Origin of the sequence: Oceanobacillus limi, assembly GCF_900111445.1 — a bacterium.
GTDB classification, from domain to species: Bacteria; Bacillota; Bacilli; order Bacillales; family Amphibacillaceae; genus Ornithinibacillus; species Ornithinibacillus limi.
Genome location: NZ_FOHE01000001.1, coordinates 160,262 through 177,503, shown reverse-complemented (window position 1 = coordinate 177,503; position 17,242 = coordinate 160,262). Strand labels below are relative to the sequence as shown.

General features: G+C 39.0%; 19 protein-coding genes. 3 read left to right on the top strand and 16 right to left on the bottom strand.

Going from position 1 to position 17,242, the window contains the following annotated elements; genetic code table 11:
- Positions 1 to 111 precede the first annotated feature (111 nt).
- The gene (locus BMX40_RS20020; RefSeq protein WP_170840620.1) at positions 112 to 264 is read left to right on the top strand and encodes a hypothetical protein; all 153 of its coding nucleotides are present in this window, start codon (positions 112 to 114) and stop codon (positions 262 to 264) included.
- A 46-nt stretch (positions 265 to 310) separates the two neighbouring features.
- Here BMX40_RS20020 and BMX40_RS01060 read toward each other — a convergent pair whose 3' ends face one another.
- A complete protein-coding gene (locus BMX40_RS01060) occupies positions 311 to 1,153 on the bottom strand; it encodes an aldo/keto reductase (RefSeq protein WP_090865949.1) in 843 nt (280 codons plus the stop codon).
- A gap of 277 nt (positions 1,154 to 1,430) precedes the next feature.
- Here BMX40_RS01060 and BMX40_RS01055 point away from each other — a divergent pair, with 277 nt between their 5' ends.
- Positions 1,431 to 2,378 carry a phosphotransferase enzyme family protein gene (locus BMX40_RS01055; RefSeq protein WP_090865948.1) on the top strand — a complete coding sequence of 316 codons (948 nt, stop codon included), beginning with the start codon at positions 1,431 to 1,433 and terminating at the stop codon, positions 2,376 to 2,378.
- A gap of 110 nt (positions 2,379 to 2,488) precedes the next feature.
- On the opposite strand, the gene BMX40_RS01050 is transcribed toward BMX40_RS01055, so the two are convergent.
- The 8 genes from BMX40_RS01050 to BMX40_RS01020 all read right to left on the bottom strand — a co-directional run bounded on the left by BMX40_RS01050 (position 2,489) and on the right by BMX40_RS01020 (position 9,945).
- Entirely contained in the window at positions 2,489 to 4,528 is a 2,040-nt protein-coding gene (locus BMX40_RS01050; RefSeq protein ID WP_090865947.1) for a catalase, read from the bottom strand.
- 136 nt (positions 4,529 to 4,664) lie between these two features.
- Complete coding sequence (locus BMX40_RS01045; protein WP_090865946.1) at positions 4,665 to 5,216, bottom strand: cupin domain-containing protein; 552 nt, start codon at positions 5,214 to 5,216, stop codon at positions 4,665 to 4,667.
- Positions 5,217 to 5,345: 129 nt separating this feature from the next.
- Positions 5,346 to 5,930: a hypothetical protein gene (locus BMX40_RS01040; RefSeq protein WP_090865939.1), complete on the bottom strand. Its 585-nt coding sequence runs from the start codon at positions 5,928 to 5,930 to the stop codon at positions 5,346 to 5,348.
- Positions 5,931 to 5,950: 20 nt separating this feature from the next.
- Positions 5,951 to 7,390 (bottom strand): sodium:solute symporter family protein, encoded by a 1,440-nt coding sequence (locus BMX40_RS01035; protein ID WP_090865937.1) that lies wholly within the window; start codon positions 7,388 to 7,390, stop codon positions 5,951 to 5,953.
- A 28-nt stretch (positions 7,391 to 7,418) separates the two neighbouring features.
- Positions 7,419 to 7,634, bottom strand: coding sequence for a hypothetical protein (locus BMX40_RS01030; protein WP_090865936.1), 216 nt, complete (start codon positions 7,632 to 7,634; stop codon positions 7,419 to 7,421).
- Positions 7,635 to 8,054: 420 nt separating this feature from the next.
- A complete protein-coding gene (locus BMX40_RS01025) occupies positions 8,055 to 9,248 on the bottom strand; it encodes a hypothetical protein (protein ID WP_090865934.1) in 1,194 nt (397 codons plus the stop codon).
- 125 nt (positions 9,249 to 9,373) lie between these two features.
- Positions 9,374 to 9,535 (bottom strand): hypothetical protein, encoded by a 162-nt coding sequence (locus BMX40_RS20015; protein ID WP_170840619.1) that lies wholly within the window; start codon positions 9,533 to 9,535, stop codon positions 9,374 to 9,376.
- A 158-nt stretch (positions 9,536 to 9,693) separates the two neighbouring features.
- On the bottom strand, positions 9,694 to 9,945 hold the full coding sequence (locus BMX40_RS01020) for a hypothetical protein (protein ID WP_090865928.1): 252 nt from the start codon (positions 9,943 to 9,945) through the stop codon (positions 9,694 to 9,696).
- A 436-nt stretch (positions 9,946 to 10,381) separates the two neighbouring features.
- Between BMX40_RS01020 and BMX40_RS01015 the strand changes: the two genes are divergently transcribed.
- On the top strand, positions 10,382 to 11,206 hold the full coding sequence (locus BMX40_RS01015; protein ID WP_090865922.1) for a class I SAM-dependent methyltransferase: 825 nt from the start codon (positions 10,382 to 10,384) through the stop codon (positions 11,204 to 11,206).
- Between the two features lie 87 nt (positions 11,207 to 11,293).
- Here the strand turns inward: BMX40_RS01015 and BMX40_RS01010 are convergent, their stop codons facing one another.
- The 7 genes from BMX40_RS01010 to BMX40_RS00985 all read right to left on the bottom strand — a co-directional run bounded on the left by BMX40_RS01010 (position 11,294) and on the right by BMX40_RS00985 (position 17,182).
- Entirely contained in the window at positions 11,294 to 12,556 is a 1,263-nt protein-coding gene (locus tag BMX40_RS01010; protein ID WP_090865920.1) for an MDR family MFS transporter, read from the bottom strand.
- Between the two features lie 295 nt (positions 12,557 to 12,851).
- Positions 12,852 to 14,729, bottom strand: a complete 1,878-nt coding sequence (gene abc-f / locus BMX40_RS01005; protein ID WP_090865917.1) for a ribosomal protection-like ABC-F family protein — start codon at positions 14,727 to 14,729, stop codon at positions 12,852 to 12,854.
- 366 nt (positions 14,730 to 15,095) lie between these two features.
- Complete coding sequence (locus tag BMX40_RS20745; protein ID WP_280139662.1) at positions 15,096 to 15,224, bottom strand: RAxF-45 family protein; 129 nt, start codon at positions 15,222 to 15,224, stop codon at positions 15,096 to 15,098.
- A 259-nt stretch (positions 15,225 to 15,483) separates the two neighbouring features.
- Positions 15,484 to 15,690 carry a hypothetical protein gene (locus BMX40_RS01000; RefSeq protein ID WP_090865915.1) on the bottom strand — a complete coding sequence of 69 codons (207 nt, stop codon included), beginning with the start codon at positions 15,688 to 15,690 and terminating at the stop codon, positions 15,484 to 15,486.
- Positions 15,691 to 15,803: 113 nt separating this feature from the next.
- On the bottom strand, positions 15,804 to 16,433 hold the full coding sequence (locus BMX40_RS00995; RefSeq protein WP_342028656.1) for a hypothetical protein: 630 nt from the start codon (positions 16,431 to 16,433) through the stop codon (positions 15,804 to 15,806).
- A 34-nt stretch (positions 16,434 to 16,467) separates the two neighbouring features.
- On the bottom strand, positions 16,468 to 16,689 hold the full coding sequence (locus tag BMX40_RS00990) for a helix-turn-helix domain-containing protein (RefSeq protein WP_090865913.1): 222 nt from the start codon (positions 16,687 to 16,689) through the stop codon (positions 16,468 to 16,470).
- A gap of 10 nt (positions 16,690 to 16,699) precedes the next feature.
- Positions 16,700 to 17,182, bottom strand: a complete 483-nt coding sequence (locus BMX40_RS00985) for a DUF2975 domain-containing protein (protein ID WP_090865911.1) — start codon at positions 17,180 to 17,182, stop codon at positions 16,700 to 16,702.
- Between the last annotated feature and the right edge of the window lie 60 nt (positions 17,183 to 17,242).

Below are 17,242 nucleotides of genomic sequence, written 5' to 3'. Positions count from 1 at the left end.
TTTTTACTTCATCATGCTAGAGGTAAATGAAGGATATTGAGATCCGAATAATTTAAATGGTTATCACAAAACCTAAATTATAATGAGAGTCAATAGGAAAGGAAGAATCCAATGAGTGAAGAAAAGAAACAGACCAATGCTAAGGAACGATTTGGAAAAGTAAAGGCTTATCAAGAAATCAACAAAGAAATATCGACGGAAAACGAAGTGAAAAAACAGCGTCCAACTCCTCAACCGAAGGATTTTGATGAGATTGAATACTAATAACGACGACACGGGATTGTTAAACGCCCCCGTGTCCTCGTTTGACTTAAAATTCCTCGTATACAGCTGGATCCTGATCATTAATACGACCATCAGGGCGTGTTAAGCTTGAAATAATACGCATCTCCTCTTCGTTTAATGAAAAATCAAAGATAGAGATATTTTCCTTTTGCCTCATAGGAGATGCTGATTTTGGAATAGAAACAGCACCAAGCTGATAATGCCAGCGCAAAATAACTTGCGATACTGATCTCTGATGTTGGTCAGCTAGTTGCTTGATCGTTTCATCTTCCAAAAGATCCCTAGCTCGAAGTAACGGACTCCAAGACTCGGTAACAATATCCTTTTCCTCATGCCATTTCCGTTGGCTTTCCTGATTAAAAAATGGGTGTAGCTCAATCTGGTTAATCGTTGGTTTTACACCAGTTTCTTTTTCCAGACGCTCGATATGTTTTGGTAAGAAATTACACACCCCAATCGAACGAATAAGCCCCCACTTTTTCACATCAATCAATGCTTGCCATGCTTCTACATAATGGTCTTGCTTTGGATTTGGCCAGTGGATCAAATACAAATCATAGTAGTCCAAATTAGCGCGATACAACGATTCTTGAATCGTAGGAATCGCCTTTTCATATGTCTGATACCTCCCTGGCAACTTGGAAGTAATCCTTAATTCTTCACGCGACACCGCGCTACGTCTTACCGCTTCTCCTACCGTGCCTTCATTTTCATAATTATATGCGGAATCGATCAAACGGTAACCAGAATCAATGGCACTCGTAATCGCCTGAACCCCTTCGTTCCCTTTCAGTTGGTATGTACCTAGTCCTACCCTCGGAATTGTCAGTCCATCATGAAGCGTAACCTCTGGTATAGAATTTTGCATTCGAACACCCCTCCCTTTTATTATCTTAAGATTATCACTTCATGGAATTAATGTTCAATAAAGTCGCTCTACAAAGCCGAATTGTCAGCGAATGGACTTCCTCAACATAATTCAGAAATTTCAAATGAATTATAAGAAAAATGTGGTAGAATAAATGATAGCGTCATCACCTTACTATAAAGGAGAATGTATCATGTTCTTTAAACTATAAACCAGCCATTTTCGTACTTTTTTCATAGAAAACTAGAAACACTTGATTACGAAAGGACGAAATCAAATGGCAGAAAATAAGATTTTAGAAAAATTGAATGAACAATATCTAGTCGATTTTACGAAAGTGGAACCCGTAACGGATGAAATGTTTCGGTGTACCGCTAAGCAAGGGACATACTTTGCAAGAATAACAAACTATAAAACGGAGGAAGAACAAGTAGAAGAAGTAAATTATACCAACTTCCTATACAACAGCGGATTAGGGGTATCCCCAACGATTCCCTCTCGAAATGGAAAACTAGTCGAGAAGATACCCCTACCTAATAATAAGGAAGTTCTAACCGTCTTATATCAAGCAGCTCCCGGAATACACGCCCCAATGAAGCAATGGAACGCCAACATCTTTAAAAATTTAGGTCGGCAAATCGGAAAACTACATCGTTTGTCTAAGCAATACGAAAGCACGCATCAGGTGAAAAATATTCATGATTGGCATAAAAATGAGGAATACGACTTTTTTAAATATATTCCAAAGGAAGAAAAGACAATTCGCGATCTTGCAGGAGAAGTATTGTCTTCCATTGAAAAAATACCAAAGGACAACGAAAACTATGGTTTGATTCATGGTGATCTGTGGTTAGAAAACATATTGGTAGATGAGGAACAAAAGTTAACCATGATTGATTTTCAAGATTGTGAAAAACATTTTTATCTCTATGATTTAGTTGTTCCAATTTATAGTGCAATGGAGTTTTCCTTTGCTGGTAACGGCAACATTGATGATTATGGGCGTTCTATTACGAAAGCAATTTTCGCTGGTTATGAAGAAGAAAATACAATATCACCAGAGATGTTAGATCGATTTCCACTATTTGTGAAATTAAAGGAAATTTTTGATTATAGCTTAATGCATATGTATTGGGATAAAGCGAACTTAACCGAAGAACAAGTCCGAATACTGAACCTTTACCGAATTCGGATTGAAAAGAACCTCTCCTTTATTCATTTGTAATGGATCGATTGGATTGTTTAAAGGGGAATGTCGCTTATTTTGGACGAAAAGAGGACCCACATCAATACAGAAGTGGATCCTCTTTCCGCTCTTTAACCAAAATAACTTCCCTACCGCTCCCAGAAGCGATGATGGGCAACGGATTTGGTAAATTCCTCAACAAACAAATTCAGATTATCTGCCATTACAACACCAGGGCTTTGCCCCATTTCATTTGATTCCAGCCATTGTTTCCCTTCATGAGTGGCTCCGATCGGCTTGTAATGGGAAAAAGCTTCATAGATAAAGAGACCAGCATCCTTATTAAATTTCTTATGCTTACTACTACCTCTCACAACATATACTGCATCAAAGATAACCGAATCAGCTGTTAAAAACGTATAATTGACTTCCAGCAATGTCCCATCTGAGCCTTGTATCTTCCCTAAGGACTCGCTAATGATTTCAGGCTGCATACCTCTTTTCACCAGTTCATTCAATACAAATCCAACTTCAGATCCATTAAATCCATCGGTAATGATCACTGCAACTTTACGAGTTGCGGCACTTTTTTTCGTATATTCCTGGCTTAATGCAGGGGACGATGTCGTTACATGGGATCCGCCACCTTTTGGAGCGCGAACGCCGATATTTTTTGCTACGGTTGTCGCTAACGGAAGGCTTACATGTGCAAACATATCCACTACCTGCTGTCTTACCGATTCACTTTTTACCATCCCTAACTCGAAGCTAAATGCATCAATAATATGTTCTTTTTCCGGTTTTGTCATGCTATTCCAGAACAAGGTTGCCTGTGAGAAATGATCCTTAAAGCTTTCGCTTCGACTACGGATTTTTCGCCCTTCGACTTTTTCCTGGTAATGCTTGAATCCACCTTCTTCTTCAGGTACTGGTGTTGGTGTATTTCCTGCTAGTGAGTTTCGATGATAGCTTACTTTGCCTTGATTAATCGTTTGCCTGTGATACCCATCGCGCTGATTATTATGAAACGGGCAAACCGGACGATTAATTGGGATCTCATGGAAATTCGGTCCACCAAGTCGAATAAGCTGGGTATCGGTATAGGAAAATAAACGCCCCTGTAGCAATGGGTCATTGGTAAAATCAATACCGGGTACGACGTGGCCTGGATGAAATGCCACCTGTTCCGTTTCCGCAAAGACATTATCGACATTCCGATTCAATGTCATTTTTCCAATCAGATGGACGGGAACAATTTCCTCAGGCCAAATTTTTGTTGCATCCAATATATCAAAATCAAACATAAATTCATCTTCTTCCCGAATGATTTGAACCCCTAACTCAAATTCGGGATAATTTCCTTTCTCGATATTCTCCCACAAATCCCGTCGATGGAAATCGGGATCATCTCCAGCTATTTTTTGTGCCTCATCCCAGACAAGCGAGTGGGTGCCTAGTTTTGGCTTCCAATGGAATTTCGCAAAAAATGCTTCTCCTTGTTCGTTCACCAGTCGGAAGGTATGTACCCCAAACCCTTCCATCATCCGAAAACTCCTCGGAATTGCTCGATCAGACATCAGCCACATGACCATATGTGCAGTTTCTTGATTATTCGCAACAAAATCCCAAAACGTATCATGCGCTGATGCTGCTTGCGGAATTTCATTGTGCGGCTCCGGCTTTATCGCATGTACGAGATCTGGAAACTTAATCGCATCTTGGATAAAAAAGACCGGAATATTATTTCCAACTAAATCATAATTTCCTTCTTCGGTATAAAACTTTGTCGCAAACCCACGCACATCACGAACCGTTTCCGCAGATCCGCGCGACCCAACGACAGTGGAAAAGCGTACAAACACAGGTGTTTTCACTGTTGGATCCTGTAAAAATTTTGCCTTTGTATATTTTCGCATGCTTTCATATACCTGAAATTCCCCATGAGCTGCAAATCCACGCGCATGAACAACTCGCTCAGGAATTCGTTCATGATCAAAATGCGTCATTTTTTCACGAAAATGAAAGTCCTCCATTAATGTTGGGCCACGTTCCCCAGCCTTTAAGGAGAACTCATCCTCGGATACCTTGAGACTTTGATTCGTTGTCATTTTTTTGCCCCGATCATCCACACGAAAGAGGTTCAACTGTTTATTTTTGGTGTTCTCATTTCCTTGGTGTTTCTTGCTCACAACTCAGTCCCTCCTTTTCATTAAATTTTATGAAGGAATTCATTGATTTATATCTTCTTAAATAAAATTATTCTAATTTAGGAAAAAAAGAAAAACCCCTCTACGGGTAAAGGGGGTTAACTTAATTCGGTAATGCTTATTGATTTTCTTCTGCAGCCATCGCATCTGCTTTTGTTCGATGAACAGTGCCAAATGGATGCTCTGGCGGTGCATAGATCGAGTAAATTTTCAATGGGGTGCTTCCAGTATTGATGAGATTATGCCATTTACCAGCAGGCACCATAATTGCATCATTATCTTGAACACGTCTTTCAAACGTTAAATTATCCTTGGTATCTCCCATACGAGCAATCCCCTGTCCAGCTTCCACTCGCAAGAACTGATCCACGTCTGGATGAACCTCCAGGCCGATATCGTCTCCAACATCAATACTCATTAAGGTAACTTGAAGGTGAGTCCCAGTCCAAATCGCCGTACGGAATGTGTTGTTTTGTCTTGTAGCTTGATCGATATTGACTACAAACGGACTTGAACCGTAATCTCTTCGTTCCATATTGTTTTGATAGAAGTGTGGTGAATTTGCGGAATCAGTAACATTCTGGGGAGGCCAGTACATTGATTGTCTTTCATAGGAATATTCAGGTGGTAGCGAATATGGATAAACAGGTACATAGGTTACATAATACATGAAATTCCATTCCTTTCTACATTTTGTCAAAATATCCTATGCAGATAGTTCGCGATTTGTACATTTGCCTTATTACAAGGGACAGGGGGACAAAGGGACAGGGGGACAGGTTTGTTGTCCCGCGCGGGGTCAACTTTCCTGTCCCCATGTCCCACTCAAATATTTCTCGGATTCGCCGGTATTGGCGTTGATATAAAATGTTTCACTGATTAACTCACTCTTCACCACGACTTTCCACAAAGGCAAGTAGTCTAGTGAAATTTCCTTTATCTCATGGATCGGTTTCTTCAATACATAGGAACGATTGATTTGTTTTTGTTGTACATCCTTTACATAGTTACGAGCCGATTTTTCATCTGGAATTCGAACGGGAACGAGCGAATCAGGCTCCACCTCTTCTTGCGTCATTGGAGGGACTTTGGAAAATACACCGCGGTATCCAGAAACGCCATCCACAAAAATGACGTTTGGGATTTTTTTTGCAGGAAAAGGTGGTCGCTCGGCAATGACAAGTGTTTTGGCAACCCAAAAAGGATGATAAATCAATTTTCGTTCCGTCATAAAATCTCGCACATGTTTTTCATCAATGGCTCGATTTAACTTATATCGTAGTCCAAGATTTTTATAAACAGATTGATAGACTTCCGCCTCACTTACAATTTCCCCTGCTCCTATCCGTTGTATGGTAACGTTCTTCTTTTCTACTATATTCATGATTCGTCATCCTCTTTTGTTCATTTTTCCAAATGGGTATGATAATAATCCACTCGATCTTGTATTTCTTTTGATGGAGGTTCGGTCATTAAGCTAACAATTACCGTTAATAGTAATGATACTGGAGCACCGATAATCGGTTCCGCATTTGTTGGGAGCCACTGTCCAATAATTAGCACTAAAAACGTAACGGCCCCACCGACCATACCAACAAGTGCCCCCTTCGTATTGGCTCGTTTCCACCATAAACCTAGCACAAGTGGAAATCCGAACGAGGATAATAAAAATCCTCCGACCCAACCAACCATGATCGCGATCAGTCCTGGTGGATCAATTGCAATAATGACACCAATAATACTTGCGACAATCATAACAACTAACCCAAGCCCAGTAACAAATCGCTCAGAAGCTTGTTTATTGATGTGCCCTTTATAAATATCGTGTGCAATCCCTGCAGATATCGCCAACAGCATCGCATCTGCTGAAGACATAATTGCTGCCATTAGCCCAGCTAGCATGATCCCCCCTAAGATTGGTGGTAAATATTGCTCAATGACAGACACAAAAATCATATCCGTATTATCTAGTGTGTCAATAATTCCTAGACTTGCCCCGGCGGATGTCACCATAAAGCCGGAAACGAATAAGGTTAAATACAACAAACAAGCCCACATGGCTGAACGACGAGCTGTTTTGGCATCACGCGAAGCAAAATTCCGCATGACCACAGATGGAGATATAATTCCAAACCACAAGAAGGCAATAAACAACCCAAAATACGACATCCATGGTTGGGTAATATCCCCAAAAGATGGACTTGCTGCAAGGGCATCATCAATCAATGCGCTGAGTCCGCTATGATCTACCAAAATAAACGCAGCAAGAACGACAATACCCAGTAGCATTATGGCACCTTGAAGTAGATCTGTATAGGTGATCGCCCACATGCCTCCTAGTGCCGCATAAAGGGTGAACCCTAATCCAAGTACGATAACCGCTGTTGTATAGTCAATACCTAGTACGTAGGATCCGATCAGTCCAGAAGCTGTTAACTGCGGTACCATGTAAAATGTCATTCCCAGAACAACAATGACAGCGGATACAATTTGTACCGACTTTCCATAGCGCTGATTAAAAAAGTCTGGCATGGTTTTCGCACCTGAACGGCGGATTTGTCCTGAAATGAGAAACATCGCAAATGGCATAATGGCGATAACCCCGAAAGCATAGGTGAAAAAGTATGGGACACCTAAAGCGACCCCAGACCCAACTGCTCCCATCAAGGAACTGGAACTCGCAACAGCTGCAAAAATGGCAAATGCCCCAACAAACGTGTTGATACTTTGTCCAGCTGTAAAATAGTCACTTTCCGATTGACGTGCCCTTCGATAGAAATAAATCCCGATCACAGTCATGACAATCAAGTAAATGAATAAGATAATTGCTTCGGTAACTTGCATGGTAAACTCCCTCCTTTTTTGAAAAAGTCTATTCTCTTCCTTGTTCGATCTTTTCAATCCATAAACAATAAATAATTGCTAGTAAAAACCAGAAGAACAATCCAATAAACATCAACCATCCAACCAAGGAAATCCCTGCAAGATAAATATCTGTCGGCCACCAAGCAAAAACAAAAATAGCATAGAGAACCAATACAACCGTTAAAATCAAACCAGGATCCTTGAACTTAGATCTAGATGCCATGACGTTCACCTCCAATCATTTTTTACCACCATTCGTATGCAAAAGAAAGTCCATTTATTCGAAAAAAAGGGACAGGGGGACAGGTTTGTTGTCCCCCCTCTGTCTACTGGGTCAACTTTCCTGTCCCCCTGTCCCAGGAGGGATAAAGAAGAGATATTTTGTACATTATTTAAAGAAGATTTCACACAGAAAGGAAAGTACCATTTCTTAAGGATCTAGCTAAAATTCTTATAAACATGTAAATACAACAGAAAAATATAGATAACAAACAAGATAACTGGTAATGATAACCGTTTCATAAGCTCCTCCACAAATTCCTTGATAATTACTCATATGCGGAAGGAGACGGGATCATTCGCTGAGAGACAAGAGAAGCGGGACAGGGGGACAGGTTTGTTGTCCCCCCCTCTGACTATTGGGTCAACTTTCCTGTCCCCCTGTCCCACCAAGTTTTCTCTCTATTATTTTAAGCTCTTGTTTTAGTCCTGTAATTTCCTGTTCACTAACTGGCTGCTCTCCATACCTAACCTTTTGGTACGCATGAAGATAAGACGTGACTCCAATTCGGTTTAGCCAGTCCTCTAATGTTTCAAACGATTTTCTTTCATATTTGGTATGTAAGGTTTTCTTTTCAAAGCGATATACTAGCTTACGGATGACATGCTGTGGTTCTGTAAACCTTCTCCGTTTCCGTTTAAAACTAGATTTGGTGTTATTTTCTTTTTGATGGACGGTAACTGAATCCTCATTATTCAGTTTTTGTTTACGTACGAAGATTTTTCTTTTTTTCCAAAGGTAGGTCAAAAAAAGGAGTGTGATAATTGCTAGAACTAGCCAAATCCAATTGCTTCCACTAGATATTCTGTCCCCTGAAAGTGGTCCGGGTTGATTCGGATCGGCACCAAAAGAAGCTGCCGTTCCATTATCAATTTCCAACTGCTCCTTATCTTCACCAAACTTTTGATCTTCTAGGAATTGAAATAATCCTACAAATCTACCGACAACAGAAAAAACAAAATCCATTGCTCCGGTTAATAGAGAATATACAATTGGTCGTTGGAGAATCCAATACGCACTAATAGAACCGATGATCAAAGCTAGGAAAAAATATAACCCCATTCCGTAATTTACTTGTTTTCGTTCATCTCTTTTCATTTCAACGATATGGCTCAAGCTATTCCCAAAGACAATCACGAAGAACTGTACTAACAGATAAACAATGATGTACGATTCCTTCGTCACGAGCAGCATCATCAAGCTCAATAAGATCGTAAAAGAAATATATGAAACTGGATGGATTAATACCATTCCACTTCTCATCCATACATATCTCCAAATCCATAGTGCTGTTACTATAAAGCTTAAAAATATTGGAAGGCCTATAAACATAAAAAGAACGAGTAGAATTGGAGCTGCAATTAGGTATAGTGTATTACTTAAGTTCTTTATTGAAATGAAACTAAATAGAAAGCATGCAAGAAATGCAATACCTAAATAACCCCAATAAGGGATCACTTCATCATAGAAATACAAAACAGGTAGTATGAGTAAAAAGATGATTAACGCTTCACTAATAAAGGAATAAGCAGCTTTTACAAATTGATTCGACGTCATAAATATCCCCTTTTCACAGAAAATCCCCTCCACACGATACCTATTCGACAAAAACCAAAAATTTCCTCCCAAAGAATTCGGTGCCAGGCACCGACAAAATTAGACAAGTGCCTGGCACCAAATTCTTACTTCAACACTTTAAAATCTATCTTAGCCTCTATGTTATAATGTTCGCCATCTACTGAGAATTGTGCTGTCCCGTTCACAACATAATATCCAGCTGGAAAGGCATCGCGATCCATAAAGTCTTGGAAAAACTGATCGTACGCACCTGACTTCTGCTCCAAACTGGCAAATGAAGTATTTTTACTTTATTTCTCTCGATAGGGCTTCCCTTGTTTAAGTTCAGTAAACTCCGCGATTTCTTTTACCATACTTCCAATAAAATAGTCCCTCACCCGCTCTTCAAAATTCATACTTACAACTGGGGAACCATGAACGATGGTTACATAGGTTCTTCACCAACGTATTCTATTTCCCCATAGAGCTGCACACTTTCCCCTTCCTGATACTCCTCCCGTCCACTAACAAGGCGGAAAACAAAATCCCCTTGAGCTGTCTCAGCATATGTCTGGGTAACCTCATAATTATCTACCTCATTATTTAGAACTGAGTGATCAGAAGCACCGTTCGATGAATCACAGCTGACTAGTAAAATGACAAAAACCACACTATATAATAGAAACGCTTTTCTCATCTTAACTCCCCCTAAAAGTGCTATCCTATTTATAAATCTTCCGTAACACTTATTTACTAGTTTATAACCAACACATAACAAGAAAACTACCAATCTTCGGATCACAAACAAAGTAACTCCTTTACGAACTCATCAGCCTTTGTAATTTTAATCTCTATTCGACGTAAAACGGTAAAAACCTTTCTAATAAACTCTCCACTTTTCCACAACAGATATACAAGATGAACCGTTTGTGATTAAATAGAGGAAACATTGAAGGAGTGGATGAATGGATGGTGCCTTTACTTATTAACGTTTACAATAACACAAGCCTAGTGAATACGTAACTTTGCTTCGTTCGTTAATCCCTTGCATTTTTGGGCCTTACATAAACACAAATTTTAATGTGAAGGGAGTTAGGTGTTGAATTGCAGTTAAGCAATTCAAACCGAACATAATGACATTTTTTCAATTAAACAATAAAACATCCGCGTTTTTAGATACCTATAAATTATATAAAGACGACTTTAATCAACAGATACAACTCCAACATCGCTTAAGCTTAATAGAAGCATTTGACATTCAAAAAGGGATGCGCGTCTTAGAAATTGGATGTGGGCAAGGGGATACCAGCGCAGCACTGGCCGATGCAGTTGGAGAAGATGGACATGTTGTAGCGATGGATATAGCGAACCCTGACTATGGAGCGCCATTAACATTAGGTCAAGCTACTGACCGTATTAAAAATAGCCAATTGGGCGATCGAATTACCTTTCAATTTGAAACCGATGTGACACAAATGGAGTCCTTTGCCCCGTTTGATGTTGCCGTGTTATCCCATAGTTCTTGGTACTTCAAACAGCCCGAAGATTTACTTCATACCTTTAAACTGCTTCGTCCAATGACCAAAAGGATATGCTTTGCGGAGTGGGACCTTGACTTCACTAGCATAAATCAGCGCGCCCATTTTTGTGCCGCTACTATTCTAGCAATTTATTCAACCTTCGTTTCAAATGAAGGCAATATCCAAAACCTATTTGATAAAAAACAGATTCAAAGATTACTAGTGCAAGCAGACTTTCACATAGAAAAACAACATATTGTTGATGCAACATATTTGCAAGATGCCCAATGGGAAAAAAACTATGCAAACAGCATTCGCGAGGAATTTGTTCAAGCACTTCCAAGGATACAAACGATTGTAAATAGTTATTACGAATTGATGAATAAGGATGAAACAGAACAACATTCATTAAATAGCTTCATTATTCAAGCCAAATAGTTAATCAAAACTCGCGCTGCACAACCAAAAACACCTCCATTTCATCAGTTAAAGAAATGAAGGTGTTTTTTAGTTATTAAAACAGTATCATGTTTCACATATGCTTTCCATAGGGTCATTTTCCGAAAAAACCCGAAACAAAACAAAATAAAGACCTGCACTAACCAACGCACAAGCTAATATAAATCCGAAAACAAACAATGGTGACATTGTCGCAGAAAGAATAACCGTTACCGGAGCGATAAAACGGCCAACCGAAAACTGAAGATCTGATGCTCCCATGTATTGTCCTCTGGCATTTTTAGGTGCATAGGTACTTACAAAGTTTTGTACAACAGGGGCATGAATAATCTCTCCTAACGTAAAAATAAACGTGAACAAAAATAGAAGCCAGGCATTTGACGTGACACTAACCAAAAACATACCAAGTCCCGATAGCACAGTGGCTAATATTAACGTATTTCGATCACTCCACTTCTTCAATAGCTTCATTACCGGTACAACACAAAACACAAACATTAACCCATTCAAACCGAGCATCCATCCAAATACTTCTTCACTACTTAGTGTCAAGAGAAGATTCTTCGTCGCAACTAAATCCTGTGTTGGCACATGATCATTCACATAGACAGCTAAATAGAGATCCAACTGCATAATGGATACGGTAATAAAAATTCCTCCTAGAATATAAAGGAAAAATACCTTATCACGGAAAATCACATAATAGCTCATCCATTGTCCTTTTATTACCGAAAGTACTCCGCTTTTATACTCTACTTTTCTATCCTCTTTAGGCATGGTCTCTCGAACCATAAAGAAAATCGCAATAGAGTAGCATAACGTGACGAGTGTACAGGTCCATAACAGTTCACTTCGATAATTAAAAAATAATACCGCCCCAATAACGGGTCCTAAAACGGCACCTAGGTTATTTGCTGTTACAAATGTTGCAAATACTTGTCTTCTTTCCTTTTTCGAGACTAAATCAGCTACCATTGCAGCACTCGCTGGTCTGTACAATGATTTCCCCAGACTAATTCCAACAAATGAGATATAGTCCCACCAATGGGATAACGACAGAGCAAATAACGCAAACATTACTACCTGCATAAAGGAACCAATCAACATCGTAGGGCGTCTCCCTAGACGGTCCGTAACATACCCACCGATCATACTTCCGAAAATACTAATTACAGAAGGGACTGTCATCATAACCCCTGCAATAACAGGGCCAAATGCTTCACTAAAATAAATCGTTATAAACGGGAAATACATCCAGAACAATAAATTAAACAGTGTCTCACCAATCAATCTCGTTTTAAGATTCACGTCCCACGAAAGCCATTGCACACAAGTTTCTCCCCTCATTCAATTATTCCTGGCCAGGTAGTACTAATTTAAATTAATTTTCTGAAAAAATATAGACTTATATTTAACTTTCGTTTATACTAATATTATAGAAGTTAGGCAATAGCCTGCTCTAATTTAACTGTTCCTGAAAACGAACACCAGTTTGGGTGTAATTTCCTAATAGTTTATCTCAAAACACAGCTCGTCTCCAAATTTATTAAGGGTAGAGGTGTTTTTTCTTTTTCCTAAAAAAGATGCCATCCTCTTCACAGAGACTGACATCTTTCCCTTCCAACTAACTCTCCAATTGATCACAAAGCACTTCCCATTCCTCCTCCAAATGTTCTTTTTCTAGATATAACTGTTGTAACAACTCTACATCCTCTATTTCCAATAACTGTTCATCTAAGGCTGTGATTTTTTCTTCTAATAAGCCTAAATCCCGTTCTACGTTTTCATTTTCCTTTACTTCTTCCTTTGCCGGCTGCGGCTTTTTTGAGCTGATTTCCTGCCGCTTCTCCGATAAAATTTCAACTGCACGTTCTCTGCGTTCTGTCATTTTCTTTCTCGCCCAATTATAATCTCCCTCAAAACAATGGAGCTTTTTCTGCTCAATCCAATATATCTTGCCAAATAGTTTATTAAGAAAGTACCTATCATGGGAGACGGCCAAGATCGTGCCCTGAAAATCATCCAGTGCTTCTTCCAACACTTCTCTTGATTCAATATCTAAATGGTTCGTTGGTTCGTCTAGGATGAGCAAGTTTATATCCTGATACATCAATTGAGCTAATCGCAAGCGCATCTTTTCTCCTCCGCTGAGTTGGGATACCTTTCGAAATACGGCGTACCCATAAAACATAAACCTTGCTAAAATATGCCTAGCTTCTCCTTCTGCTACGCTTACTTCATTTCGAAAAGCACCGATAACTGTTTCCTCTTCCAATTCAGAAGAGATATCTTGGGAGACGTACCCAACTTTGACATTGCTACCTAACCGAACCTCCCCTTCGTCTGGTTCCAGTTGCTGCAGAATCAACTTAATTAACGTAGATTTTCCTGTTCCATTTTCGCCAATTAAAGCAACTCGTTCCTGGTATGATACATGCATATTTACGTTGGAAAATAACCACTTATCAGCAAAGGACTTAGAAACATCGCTAAGCACTACAACGTCCTTCCCACTTCGATCTGTGACTTCCATTTCTAAGTTCATTTTCTTTCGGTTTAACACAGGCCGATTCAGTTTTTCCATTCGTTCTAAAGCTCGTTCCATGTTTCTTGCCCGTTTGTGTAGGTCGGCATTGGGCGGATTGGCTCTATTAGCCCAATCTCTTAACCGTTTAATCGCTTCCTTCATCTTTTTAATTTTCTTTTGTTGTTCTTCATAGGCCTGGAATTCCCGTAACAGTCGCTCTTCTTTTTCTTTTACAAATCCTGAAAAATTACTGTGATACGAGGTTAGTTCGCCATCTTCTAAATCAACTACCATGTTCACTACCTCATCCAGAAAGTAACGATCATGGGAAATCACAAGAACCGTCCCTCTGTATTCCTTTAGAAAATTGCCAAGCCATTCGACTGCCAGTAAGTCTAAGTGATTTGTTGGTTCGTCTAGTAGCAGCAGGTCTGGTTGTTGAAGTAACATTAAACCTAGAACAACCTTCGTCTTTTCTCCTCCACTTAAGTTAGCAAAGGTTTGTTCCAGTAATGACTCGATATTTAATCCGTGGACAATTTTTTCAATGTTGGATTCGATTTCATATCCTCCATTTATCGCATACTGATCCTGCAAGTTTCCATAATCCGCTACTAGTTTTTCTAGTTTGTCTGCATCAGCCTCCATTCCCATTTCCTTCTCTAGCTTCTTCATCTGCTCTTCCAGCTGGATCAACGCGGAAAATGCCGATCGTAAAACTTCCTTCACTGTCGTCGTACCTGGGTAATTGGGAATTTGTTTTAAATAACCGACTGTCGCCCCCTTTTTCCAGTGAATTTGCCCTGAGTCTGGCGTTTCCTCTCCAGCCAGTAGGCGAATTAATGTCGTTTTACCACTACCGTTTCTCCCAACTAAACCAACTCGTTGTTTATCCTTCATTTCAAATGAGATACCTTCAAAAATGGAGTTCCCTCCATACATCTTTGCAATTTTATTTACACTACAAATAATCATTGTTCATTCCTCCTAAAAAATTTCACTTGGTAGCCATACCAAGCTGTTCTATACATCCCAGCCAACACAAACCGATCAAATGAGAAAACTTGGCATACGCTGCCTCTATGGCGAAATCTTAAGTTGCACTTATTTTTCATACATAAAAAAAGCCATGAGAAGACATACCTTCCCATGGCACATATGAAGATGCTTTTGCTTATCGAGAGATTTTTAACCTTGGCAATCGCCAAGCCTAAAGCGAAAGCCGAATTGCTCGATACAGATAAGGGAAACCCTTACCTACAGACACAAAAAGGAGAGCATGAAAATGCTCTCCTTCCGACTGTTCTTCTATCATGTGGGCTAAGAGATGTTTTCACCGTTTTAGATTGCTATGAAGTTGTTAAAAAAGGACATACGTATCCCGTTAACAACTTCAACCGCAAATTTTGCACGGCAAAAATATAGGAATTCATTCCAAAATCCGCGCACTAAAACAGCATGATTTAACATCTAACCCACCTCCGATTCATTGAAATTAATTATATTTTATTACTTATTTGAATTTTATTCAAGTGATAATTTAAAATCGTCCGTTAAAGCATTCACTGCTCCCAACTAACTATTCCAACGAATTTTATTAATATATCCAAATAAATCCCGGCATTAATTCTAATTTTATGATCAATGTCCAAGGTTTCTTAAGGAATTATATAAAAAAAGAAAAGGCAATCAACTCCATGATCACCTTTTCCCTCTTAATGAACCGTTTCTACTCATTCATCTGCAATAAATCAGCAATAATTTCAGAACTTCCTGGACTAAACAGAAAGATTGACAAGCCAATCAACAATATCCCAATAACACCTAGTATAATGTTTTTTTTCGACTTAAAACCGTTCGTAAGGAATCCTGATAGAACCGACCTTAAAACTAGAATAATCCCTAAAAAAAGTAAAATAAAATAATAGAAACCCATGATATCACCTCATTATACGTATTGTTCTCTAACCGAGATTGACCCGGCCACAAATTACATAGAAATTCTATGTATATAAGGAGACGCCTCCTTTAAATAGGAGCAACGTCTCTCTATAAAGACAATTTCTTTCGGATAAGCTTCAAAGAACTTCGAAGCGAAGCTCCAAAATCCCCCACCGGCATCGAGAGCATCATTTGATCTAATAATGGATAATCATACAATCTTCCTTCATAAACTATTTCAAAGCGCGGATGCATCAAAAAGTGATTCGGCGTAACGAGAGCAGAAGGAAGCTCCCACAGGTTCAAGCCACTCTTTTCGAACACCTCTGCTACAAATTGAGAGCAAAAGTACTTGTTTCGTTGATGAATCGGGCGACGTACCGCCACGCCAACAAGCCCTAACAAGTTATAGGAATAGATGTCTTTTTGATTACGAAAGCCTTGAATTTCATTTCGGATCCGTAAATACTCCTTCAACGGAACCTCCATTTTTAACAATAAGCATCTCGTATTATCAAAATATCGATAGGTGCCAAAATAGACATCCTCTTTGATAAATCCAGCTAGTAACGGATTTCTCGGAGATTTTCTGCCAAAGCTATAGATTTCATCAAGGTTTTCATCAAAAACAATGGAAGCATGATTATACGGCGCATTGGTAAATTTTTGGATTAACTTTGTAAAAACTGTACCTGTATCTGTTAGCAAAACATAAACCACTTTTTGTTCGTTATCCATCATTGCTTCCCCCTCCCAATTTACTCAATCGAATCTATCCGTCATCTTCTTCATCATCTTTGTACTCCAATATATCACCAGGCTGGCAATCCAATGCCTTACAAATTCCCTCTAACGTTGATAATCGAATTGCTTTGGCCTTTCCATTTTTTAATATCGAAAGATTCGCCATTGTGATCCCAACTTTTTCCGAAAGCTCCGTTACGCTCATTTTTCGTTTCGCTAGCACCACATCTATATTAATGATTATTGCCATGTAACTCACCTCAGATCGTTAAATCATTTTCTGATTTTATAGTAATTGCATCCTGTAAAAGCCTTTGAAGAACTGCCGCAAAGACCGCAATAACGGTTGAAGCAAAAATAATAATCATACCAATTATGATGATACCAGGAGCGTCGTCTCTTTCCGCTACAAAATAAAACAGTGGCATACCCAACACATAAAAACCACTGATTATGTTTGCGCAGTACTTTATATTCTTTAAGGCTCTTACGGATAATTCCGAGAATGCCTTGTTTTTATCAATATAGCTTAATAGTTTAAAAGCTTGATACAGGGCAAAGTAAAAAGGAACCGCTGTTGCATACAAAAATATGAAAACAAGATATTTCATAAAAGTAATTTCAGGAATCATATCTGCTGCAAAGTTGGCTATTCCAGGTACCAAAAATATACACATCGCAAGAATTGGAATACCAATAAGAATAACAGCTATCTTTAAAAAGAGTGTTGTTCCATGTTTCATAAAAAAGCACCTCACAAATTAATTATACAATATGTAATATACCATGTAGTTTATCGTTTT

Excerpts from the sequence above, each read along its gene's own strand:
- BMX40_RS00990 (WP_090865913.1), bottom strand. The coding sequence starts at position 16,689 with ATGGCAATAATCATTAATATAGATGTGGTGCTAGCGAAACGAAAAATG.
- BMX40_RS01020 (WP_090865928.1), bottom strand. The coding sequence starts at position 9,945 with ATGAGAAAAGCGTTTCTATTATATAGTGTGGTTTTTGTCATTTTACTA.
- BMX40_RS01055 (WP_090865948.1), top strand. The coding sequence starts at position 1,431 with ATGGCAGAAAATAAGATTTTAGAAAAATTGAATGAACAATATCTAGTC.
- BMX40_RS01030 (WP_090865936.1), bottom strand. The coding sequence starts at position 7,634 with ATGGCATCTAGATCTAAGTTCAAGGATCCTGGTTTGATTTTAACGGTT.
- BMX40_RS20745 (WP_280139662.1), bottom strand. The coding sequence starts at position 15,224 with ATGTTAAATCATGCTGTTTTAGTGCGCGGATTTTGGAATGAATTCCTA.
- BMX40_RS01045 (WP_090865946.1), bottom strand. The coding sequence starts at position 5,216 with ATGTATTATGTAACCTATGTACCTGTTTATCCATATTCGCTACCACCT.
- BMX40_RS00985 (WP_090865911.1), bottom strand. The coding sequence starts at position 17,182 with ATGAAACATGGAACAACACTCTTTTTAAAGATAGCTGTTATTCTTATT.
- BMX40_RS01015 (WP_090865922.1), top strand. The coding sequence starts at position 10,382 with ATGACATTTTTTCAATTAAACAATAAAACATCCGCGTTTTTAGATACC.
- BMX40_RS01040 (WP_090865939.1), bottom strand. The coding sequence starts at position 5,930 with ATGAATATAGTAGAAAAGAAGAACGTTACCATACAACGGATAGGAGCA.
- BMX40_RS01060 (WP_090865949.1), bottom strand. The coding sequence starts at position 1,153 with ATGCAAAATTCTATACCAGAGGTTACGCTTCATGATGGACTGACAATT.
- BMX40_RS01025 (WP_090865934.1), bottom strand. The coding sequence starts at position 9,248 with ATGACGTCGAATCAATTTGTAAAAGCTGCTTATTCCTTTATTAGTGAA.
- BMX40_RS01000 (WP_090865915.1), bottom strand. The coding sequence starts at position 15,690 with ATGGGTTTCTATTATTTTATTTTACTTTTTTTAGGGATTATTCTAGTT.
- BMX40_RS20020 (WP_170840620.1), top strand. The coding sequence starts at position 112 with ATGAGTGAAGAAAAGAAACAGACCAATGCTAAGGAACGATTTGGAAAA.
- BMX40_RS01035 (WP_090865937.1), bottom strand. The coding sequence starts at position 7,390 with ATGCAAGTTACCGAAGCAATTATCTTATTCATTTACTTGATTGTCATG.
- BMX40_RS00995 (WP_342028656.1), bottom strand. The coding sequence starts at position 16,433 with ATGGATAACGAACAAAAAGTGGTTTATGTTTTGCTAACAGATACAGGT.
- abc-f (WP_090865917.1), bottom strand. The coding sequence starts at position 14,729 with ATGATTATTTGTAGTGTAAATAAAATTGCAAAGATGTATGGAGGGAAC.